This window comes from Mycobacterium sp. TH-M25, from assembly GCF_057473665.1.
The window spans coordinates 1-7,008 of record NZ_JBYCLA010000224.1 but is presented as its reverse complement, the minus strand read 5'-3'; the positions used below and the strand labels follow the sequence as shown (position 1 = coordinate 7,008).

Sequence of the window (7,008 nt, the reverse complement as noted above, 5' to 3'; positions counted from 1 at the left end):
GCCGGCGCTGCCCGCGACGGCCCAGGTCTGGAGAGACGGGCTGCTCGATCCGCAGCACCTCAAGGTGATCCAGACGTTCGTTCGCGACCTGCCATCGGACACACCGCCCGACACAGTCGAGGATGCGGAGCGGTTCCTGGCGGAACAGGCGACCGCGCTGCGGCCCGACCAGTTGGAGAAGGTGGCGAATCGTTGCGCGGTGTTGATCAATCCCGACGGCAAGTTCTCCGACATCGATCGAGCCCGCCAGCGCGGGTTCACCTGGTCGCCGCAGCGCTCTGACGGAATGAGCGTCGGCAAGTTGGTGGCTTCGCCGGAGCTGCGCGCCAACCTCGACGCGTGGCTGGCGCGGTTCGCCGCACCCGGTACGAGTAACCCCAAGGCTGAAAATTCCTGCGCCACCGACGAACCCGATACGCGCAGCCATGCTCAGCGGCAGCACGATGCACTCAACGCTCTGGTGAGCCGTCAACTGGGTGATCCGAAACTCGGGCAGCACAACGGACTGCCGGTCACAGTGATCGTGTCGACCACTTTGCAGGAACTCAGCGCAGCGGCCGGTCACGCTGTCACCGGCGGCGGGACTGTCCTGCCGATGCGTGACCTCATTCGCATGGCCAGCCGCGCCTACCACTATCTTGCGGTATTCGACGGCCATCAAGACCGGCCACTGTACTTGGGCCGGGCACGTCGAATAGCCTCGGCAGACCAGCGACTGGTCCTCTACGCCAAAGACCGAGGCTGCACTGCTCCGGGCTGCGACGTCCCCGCCTATTGGACCGAAGTCCATCATGACAACGACTGGGCTCGTGGCGGCCGGACAGACGTCGACCAGCTGACATTGGCGTGTAAACCCCACCACAGAATGGTTGATAACGGCTGGCGGACAATCAAACTCGGCAACGTCGGCAATACGCAGTGGATCCCGCCCGCCCATCTCGATCACGGACAAAAGCGGCGCAATGATTATCATCATCCCGAAAGATTCATCGGCAAGCGATTTTCACACCGCTGAAGATGTCAACCTGCGTCTTTGTCACCATACGTTCACCCGGCAGAATCACTGGATCGGGACGTAGCTTGACGAAAGGACCTCGAGCATGAGGATCAGCCGCGGCCTGGCCGCTGGAGCGATGTTCGCCGGTGTCGCCCTGTTAGCGACGGCCCCAGTGTCCTCGGCGGACCCGCTGAACGGCCACTACATCGAAACCGAAACCTTCCCCGACGGTCACGAGGTGCACAGCGACTGGTACATCTCCCCCTGCGGGGACGGCTGCGTCACCATCAAGGACCTGGGTCAAGCCAATTTGGTCGACAATCAGTGGGTGTTAGACGGCAAGGGCGGGGTGTCCTGTGAACAGGGCGGCGACATCCGCGACGCAATTACGTTCCACTACACCTGGGACCCGAACACCCTGGACGGCAACGTGCAGATCACCAACAACGTGGCAGCCTGCGGCAACCCGGCGGGCTACCAGGAAAACAACAGGCTGCATCTTGCCCCGGCGCCCTAAGCGTCGATCACCAGGCGGCCGCTAACGGCCCGAGAAACGCACACCAACATCTCGCCGTCCGCTTCTGCAGTACGGCCACGTCGGTCGACGTGCCCACCGAGCACTTTGACCTTGCAGGTTCCGCAGAAGCCTTGCCGACAGGAGTACGCCGCCGTCGGGTCGACGTCGAGCATGACGTCGAGGGCCGAACGATTGGCGGGCACTTCCAGAACCCGTCCGGAGCGGGCGAGTTCGAGTTCGAACGGGATACCGTCGACTACGGGCGGCGGACTGAACCGCTCGTAGTGCAGCGGTGCGTTCGCGTGCTCCTTGCGCGCAGCGCGCACCGACTCCAACATCCCGGTCGGGCCGCACACATAGACCGCGGTCGTCTCCGCGGCATCGACGAGTAGGTCATCGGCGGTGGCAAATCGCCCCCGCTCGTCATCGGCCCAGACGGTGACCCGGTCGGCGTCCAGCGAGAACACCTCGTCAAGTAGCGGCATGTATTCGCGGCTGCGGCCGGCATAGACTGCGCGCCAGTTCATTCCGCGCTGTTGCGCAGCGCGCATCATCGAAAGGATCGGCGTCACGCCGATTCCGCCGATCACAAACAGCACGTCACGCTCGTCACCGCCGAGATAGAACGCGTTGCGGGGACCTTCGAACACCAGGATGTCGCCGACATGAAACGCCTCGTGCATCTCGATCGACCCGCCGCCACCATTAGCGATGCGGCGCACCGCAATTCGGTAGTCGATGCGCCGCCCGGGTGCTCCACACAGCGAATACTGGCGCCGACGGCCCGATGGCAGTTGCACGTCGATGTGACTGCCCGGTGTCCACGACGGCAGCAGGCCGCCGTCGGGGTCGGCGAACGTCAGCGCGACCACGTCCGGGCTGAGCTGGTCGCGTCGGGTGATCACCGCGCTGTGCGTGCGGCCCACCGGCAGCACGCGGGACGGCTCCCAGCGGCTCGCCAGCGAAAACCCGTTCAGTACCGCGACCATGCCACATACCGCCGCATACAGCCGGTCACGTTTACGGCGACCGTAGATGTCTGCGGGCCTGCTGGCCCAAATGCCTTCCGACACAACGCCCTCAAGGTCGGATGTCGTAGCGGGCCAGTAGCCGGATCAGCGACGGGCTGATGCGCCGCATCGCGTAGCCGACCCGTGACTCCGCCGCGATCGGCACTACTGGCGAGCCGCTCTTGACAGCCTTGACGATCGCCTTGGCGGTGGCTTCTGGCGTGAAGTTGCGTCGACGGTAGGCAACATCAGCTTTGCGCCGGGCGCTGTCCTGATCGACGGCGGTCATACCGGCGTAGACGGTGTTCTTGGCGATGTTGGTGTTGACGAATCCCGGACACACCGCGGTGACAGTGATGCCGTCGTCGGCCAGGTCTGCCCGCAGCGATTCGCTGAAGGCCAATACCGCGGCTTTCGTTGTGCCATAGGCGATCATCGACTTCGACGGGAGAAACGCTGCTGCCGACGAAACATTGATGATGCTGCCGCCCTGGCCACGGTCGACCATCTGCGCGGCGAACGCCCGGCTTCCGTTGAGCACACCATGCAGGTTCACCCCCAAGATGGTGTCCCAGTGCGCGGGAGTGGTCTCCAGGAATCGGCCGGCCATCCCAATGCCGGCGTTGTTCACCAAGATGTCGACCACCCCGTGGTCATTGTGGACTTGTGCGGCAAGCGCATTGACTGCTTCCGTGTCGCTGACGTCGGTCTGGTACGCCGCTGCGGCGGCGCCGGCTTCGCGCACTGCGGCGGCGGTCTCCTGCGCCGCAGCCAGATCTCGGTCGACGATCACGACGGTGTCGGCGCCCTGCCGAGCCAACTCGACCGCAGTGGCCCGACCGATGCCGGCACCCGCTCCGGTGACCAGCGCGAGCTTGCCCTGCACGGCACGGGGCCCGGCCTGCACGGTACCGGCGATCGCCAGTGCGGCACCGTCGACGTGCCGGTCGATCCATTCGGAAGCCAGTCGCGCGACGACGTCGGGGCGTGCGGTCACGACCCAGTGGCCGCCCTCGATCGGAACGACCCTGCTGCCCAACGGAATTGAGCCGGTGAATCGCTGCAGTGCCGGGGTGACGAACATATCCATTCGCGGTGCCAGCACCTGCACCGGAACGGTGGTGTGCGGCAGCGTCGCTGCGGGAGCCAAAAAGGGCCCGGGCATATTCGCGCGGTACAGGTTGAGCCCGTTGAGGTAATCACGGGTCGACCGCACCGGATCGCCCGGTCGGGTCTGCGTGCTGGCGTTGCCGATCCGGCCCAACGCCTCGACGAGTTTGATACCGACCCCCGCCCGGACCAGCAGCTCCGGCAGGCCCGGGGTGAGGAAGAACCAGATGTAGCCCGAGGCCAGTAGCTGGCGGATCACGCCGGCCAGACCGCGTGGGGACCGTGCCGAGCGCAGGAACTTACCCGCATAGTGCAGGTGCGGACCGGAGATGGAGGTAAACGAGGCCACTTTGGTCATCACCGTCTCGTCGGTGACCGCGGCCCAGGATTGGATCGAACCCCAGTCGTGCGCCAGGAGGTGGACGCGGCCGACACCCAGACTGTCGATGACCGCGCCGATGTCGGAAACCAGTTGGGCGAAGCGGTAATCCGCGCACTTGCCCGGGCGTGCCGATTCTCCGGCTCCGCGCACGTCGTAGGCGACGACGTTGTAGCGGTCCACAAGATGCTCCGCGACGCCGTCCCACAGGTGGTGGTTGTCGGGGTAGCCGTGCACAGCCAGCACCGTCGGCCGGGCAAGGTCGATCTCGGTGTAGGCGTACACGGCCAGCCTGACGCCGTCAGAGGCGGTCACGGTGCTGTGGGTCGGCGCCCGGAAACTGTTGGCCGAAGCGGTGGTCATCGGATCCTCTCGGCTTAGCGCGAGGCGCGGGCGGCAGGCGAGATCGCCAGGTAGTCAACCGCTTTCTCGACCCCGCCGAGCTGCGACGGGTGAAAACGTGGAAGGTAGTAAGCGGCGATCACCCGGATGAAGCGCATCGGACCCGGCATCAATCCGCGTCGCGCGGCGGTGACGTAGTCTCGCCAGCGCGGTCTCACCCCCGGCGGGACCTGCCTGTCGATGGAGTACATGAACCGGAGCCCACGCACCCACAGCACGAACATCATCGGCGTGACGATCAGCTGGGTGCGGACTTGTCGCAGATATCCGGCCCGCAGGTGTTTCATCAGGTCGAAGGCCACCGCTTTGTGTTCGACTTCTTCGGCGCCGTGCCAGCGGAGCATGTCCAGCATCACCGGGTCTGCTCCGGCAGCGTCGAGCTCAGGCGTGTCGAGAATCCACTCACCCAGGATCGCGGTGTAGTGCTCGATCGCCGAAACCAGCGCGACGCGCTCAAGCAGCCAGGCGCGCTGCCGCCGCACGCTCCACCGTGGCCGGTCACCCAGCAGCTTCGCGAACAGCCAGGTGATCTGATCGGTGAACGGCGTCACGTCGACGTTGTTGGCGGCGAAGTACTCCTGCACACCGGTATGAGCCTGGGCATGCATCGCTTCCTGGCCGATGAATCCCTGCACATCGAGGCGCAGCTGGTCGTCCTTGATCAGTGGTAGTGCCTGCTTGAACAGATGGACGAAGAACTCCTCGCCGGCCGGCAACAGCAGGTGCAGCACGTTGAGCATGTGTGTGGTGAAGGGCTCGCCGGGCACATAGTGAAACGGAAGTTCCGCCCAGTCGAAGGCGACGTCGCGCGCTTCGAGGACCAATCGCTCGTGATCTGACCCGACGTCCCCACCGTGCAGGTGCGGACCGACAGCCTCGTCGCTAACCGTGAACATGGACAAAACCATACCCGGTACCGCCGGTATCGCAGATGCCCCGCGATCAGACCGGGGCGGCACCCCGCAAATGCTCGAAGATCAGCGACGTCTGGGTGCCCGCGACGTCGGCATCGGCATTGAGGTTCTCCACGACGAACGAACGCAGGTCTTCGGTGTCGCGGGCCGCGACATGCAGAATGAAGTCGTCGGTCCCGGCAAGGAAGTAGACGTCCATCACCTGCGGCCGGCGCCGAATCTGTTGAATGAAGTCGCGAATCCTGCCGCGGGCGTGGGACTGCAGGCCGACCGAAATCATCGCCTGCAGAGGCAGTCCCAGCGCGGCAGGATCGATGTCGGCATAAAAACCGCGGATGACCCCGGACTCCAGCAGTCGGCGAACCCGGCCGTGGCACGTCGATGCGGCGATGCCGAGTTCCGCGGCCAGTGCGCTGTTGGTCATCCGAGCATCGACATGCAGCAGACCCAGGATGCGTCGGTCGACCCGATCCAGGTCGGCCGGCCGAAGATCCTTCGCATATGGGGAGATGAGGTGCGGATTGTCCGATTTTTCTTCGGCCATATCAGGACTATATCGCAACTCTTTCGGCGTCTTTGCATATTCAGTGAAGCTTATTCACAATTGACGGTATGCGTGTGGGCGTTCCGACCGAAGTCAAGAACAACGAGTTCCGGGTTGCAATCACTCCGTCCGGCGTCGCCGAACTGACCAGCCGAGGGCACGAGGTCCTGATCCAGGCCGGGGCAGGCGAAGGCTCGGCAATCACCGACAGCGATTTCAAAGCCGCAGGTGCACAATCGGGGTCCAGTGCCGACAGCATTTGGGCCGATGCCGATTTGGTACTCAAAGTCAAAGAGCCGACAGCGCTGGAGTACCCGCGGCTGCGGCGCGCGCAGACATTGTTCACCTATCTTCACCTGGCCGCATCGCGTTCGTGCACCGACGCGTTGCTGTCCGCGGGCACCACGTCGATCGCCTACGAGACCGTCCAAAGCCCAGATGGCACGTTGCCGCTGCTGGCCCCGATGAGCGAAGTAGCCGGCAGGTTGTCGGCCCAGGTCGGGGCGTATCATCTGATGTGCACTCACGGCGGGCGTGGCGTGCTGATGGGCGGCGTCCCAGGCGTGACGCCGGCCGTCGTGGTGGTCATCGGCGCGGGGACCGCCGGACACAACGCCGCGCGGGTTGCTCACGGAATGGGTTCGGCCGTAACGGTTCTCGACGTCAACATCGGCAAACTGCGCGAGGTCGACCACGCGTTCAGCGGCCAAGTGCAGACTCGCTATTCCACCATCCTGGAATTGGAAGACGCGGTGAAACGCGCCGACCTAGTGATCGGCGCGGTGTTGTTGCCCGGCGGCAAGGCTCCTACTCTGATTTCGAATTCGCTTGTTGCTCAGATGAAGCCAGGCGCAGTACTGGTAGATATTGCTATCGATCAGGGTGGTTGCTTCGAAGACTCGCGGCCCACCACGCACGACGATCCGACCTTCGTGGTACACGACACCGTGTTCTACTGTGTGGCCAACATGCCTGCCGCGGTTCCTGCCACGTCGACGGTCGCGCTGACCAACGCGACCATGCCGTATGTGCTCGAGCTCGCGGACCAGGGTTGGCAGGCCGCCTGCAGGTCGAATCTAGCTCTCGCGAAGGGCCTTTCGACACACGATGGAGCGCTACTCTGCCAGCGGGTCGC

The 7,008-nt window shown here is 64.5% G+C and carries 7 protein-coding genes; 3 read left to right on the top strand and 4 right to left on the bottom strand.

Going from position 1 to position 7,008, the window contains the following annotated elements; all coding sequences use genetic code 11:
* Together AC2VOU_RS07515 and AC2VOU_RS07510 are read left to right on the top strand one after the other, a co-directional pair.
* Positions 1 to 1,015 (top strand): HNH endonuclease signature motif containing protein (locus AC2VOU_RS07515; protein WP_486956808.1); only part of this gene is annotated, 1,015 nt, incomplete at its 5' end.
* A gap of 85 nt (positions 1,016 to 1,100) precedes the next feature.
* Entirely contained in the window at positions 1,101 to 1,514 is a 414-nt protein-coding gene (locus AC2VOU_RS07510) for a hypothetical protein (RefSeq protein WP_486956807.1), read from the top strand.
* Here the strand turns inward: AC2VOU_RS07510 and AC2VOU_RS07505 are convergent.
* From AC2VOU_RS07505 to aldR, 4 genes are read right to left on the bottom strand one after another with little or no spacing between them, the layout of a single operon-like run.
* Positions 1,511 to 2,587, bottom strand: coding sequence for a PDR/VanB family oxidoreductase (locus AC2VOU_RS07505; protein WP_486956806.1), 1,077 nt, complete (start codon positions 2,585 to 2,587; stop codon positions 1,511 to 1,513). The genes AC2VOU_RS07510 and AC2VOU_RS07505 overlap by 4 nt on opposite strands.
* A 7-nt stretch (positions 2,588 to 2,594) precedes the next feature.
* The gene (locus AC2VOU_RS07500) at positions 2,595 to 4,376 is read right to left on the bottom strand and encodes an SDR family oxidoreductase (protein WP_486956805.1); all 1,782 of its coding nucleotides are present in this window, start codon (positions 4,374 to 4,376) and stop codon (positions 2,595 to 2,597) included.
* Between the two features lie 14 nt (positions 4,377 to 4,390).
* Positions 4,391 to 5,311 (bottom strand): metal-dependent hydrolase, encoded by a 921-nt coding sequence (locus AC2VOU_RS07495; RefSeq protein WP_486956804.1) that lies wholly within the window; start codon positions 5,309 to 5,311, stop codon positions 4,391 to 4,393.
* 46 nt (positions 5,312 to 5,357) lie between these two features.
* Positions 5,358 to 5,873, bottom strand: coding sequence for an HTH-type transcriptional regulator AldR (gene aldR, locus AC2VOU_RS07490; protein WP_486956803.1), 516 nt, complete (start codon positions 5,871 to 5,873; stop codon positions 5,358 to 5,360).
* 68 nt (positions 5,874 to 5,941) lie between these two features.
* Here aldR and ald point away from each other — a divergent pair.
* Positions 5,942 to 7,008, top strand: a 1,067-nt coding sequence (gene ald, locus AC2VOU_RS07485) for an alanine dehydrogenase (protein WP_486956802.1), incomplete at its 3' end; no start/stop codon positions are given.

Coding starts and splice junctions, on each gene's coding strand:
- AC2VOU_RS07510 (WP_486956807.1), top strand. CDS start 1,101: ATGAGGATCAGCCGCGGCCTGGCCGCTGGAGCGATGTTCGCCGGTGTC.
- AC2VOU_RS07500 (WP_486956805.1), bottom strand. CDS start 4,376: ATGACCACCGCTTCGGCCAACAGTTTCCGGGCGCCGACCCACAGCACC.
- AC2VOU_RS07495 (WP_486956804.1), bottom strand. CDS start 5,311: ATGTTCACGGTTAGCGACGAGGCTGTCGGTCCGCACCTGCACGGTGGG.
- aldR (WP_486956803.1), bottom strand. CDS start 5,873: ATGGCCGAAGAAAAATCGGACAATCCGCACCTCATCTCCCCATATGCG.